Here is a 1,384-nt window from a genome sequence, read left to right as displayed (position 1 = left end):
CCCCACACTCCCCACACTCCCCATCCCCAGTCTTAACGAAACGGCGGAGAATAAAGTAGTCCCTGTTGAGTCCAGAGTCGATTTTGACCGCGAGGTAGATTGAATTTTGTTTTGGGGCCGAGGTTGCGATCGTAAATCTCGCTATAGTTGCCCACGTGCTTAATTACTCGTGCTGCAAAATCGTTTGTTAAGCCGAGTCCTTCACCAAGGTTGCCTTCTGTTCCTAAAAAGCGTTTAATATCAGGGTCGTTACTGCTGGCTAACTGGCCTACATTGCGGGAATTAATCCCTAATTCTTCAGCTTTTACCAAAGAATAAACTACCCACTTGAGGATATCACTTAGTCTAGTGTCTCCTTTTGCAACTGCTGGTGCTAGGGGTTCGGAAGATATTACTTCTTCTAGAATCACATTGTCTTCTGGTTTGGGTAGGGTTGTACGCCGAGAAATCAATGCGGAGCGATCGGCAGTGACGCCATCGCAACGTCCTTGAGCATAAGTGGCAAAGGTAACATTAACATCTTCAAACACAATAGGTTTATAAGTAATGCCTCTTTTTCGCATTTGGTCTGCTAAGTTCTGTTCGGTAGTAGTGCCAGTTTGAACGCAAATAGCTTTATCTTTCAAATCTGCCAGGGATTTAATATTGCTATTTTTGCGAACCATGATGCTTTGCCCATCGTAAAAGACTACGGGTGCAAATTCCAGACCAACTGAAGTATCGCGACTCAAAGTCCAGGTGGTGTTACGGCTGAGAACGTCTACTTCCCCAGTTTGCAAGGCTGTAAACCGTTCTTTGGTGTTGAGATTGCGAAATTCTACTGCATCTGGATTGTCGAACAAAGCAGCGGCCACTGCCCTGCAAATATCAACATCAATGCCGCTATATTTGCCGTCAGTCCCCACAAAGCTGAAGCCTGGAATTTCACCACTAACACCGCAAATTACCTGACTGCGGCTTTTAATGGCATCCAAACGATTTCGACCTGCTGCTGGTACTGGTGGATTACCACCTGGGCTGCTGGGTGTATTTGTTGTTTGTCCCGACCCTCCAGTACAAGCACTAATACCAAAGATTAGGGGGGCGATCGCTACAATCAAACTTAATTTATACATCAACTTCATAGTTACTAGACAATAAAAATGTATTATTCACTACAATTATTTTAGTAAAAACAATTCATTGCTTGTTATATAAAACTCTACCAGCCTCTGCACTATATTTATTCACTGTTAAAAGTCGTAGTGAAGTTTCCATTTATTTATACAAGCTTCATATATTTTGTGAAAATTGCTCAGATTAGCTTTAAATTTCCACTTTTATTGAAAATCCTCTCCAAATACTTAATAGCAATTTGCTTATCTAATATGGAAGATAATATTAA

1 protein-coding gene is annotated in these 1,384 nt (G+C 41.8%); it reads right to left on the bottom strand.

The features are described from left to right. Nucleotides 1-32 precede the first annotated feature (32 nt). Entirely contained in the window at nucleotides 33-1,115 is a 1,083-nt protein-coding gene (locus GNE10_RS34475; protein WP_185570504.1) for an amino acid ABC transporter substrate-binding protein, read from the bottom strand. Between the last annotated feature and the right edge of the window lie 269 nt (nucleotides 1,116-1,384).

The organism is Nostoc sp. 2RC, from assembly GCF_014222165.1.
Lineage (GTDB): Bacteria > Cyanobacteriota > Cyanobacteriia > Cyanobacteriales > Nostocaceae > Nostoc > Nostoc linckia.
This window is presented reverse-complemented; position numbering and strand designations above follow the sequence as displayed.

Coding starts and splice junctions, on each gene's coding strand:
- GNE10_RS34475 (WP_185570504.1), bottom strand. CDS start 1,115: ATGTATAAATTAAGTTTGATTGTAGCGATCGCCCCCCTAATCTTTGGT.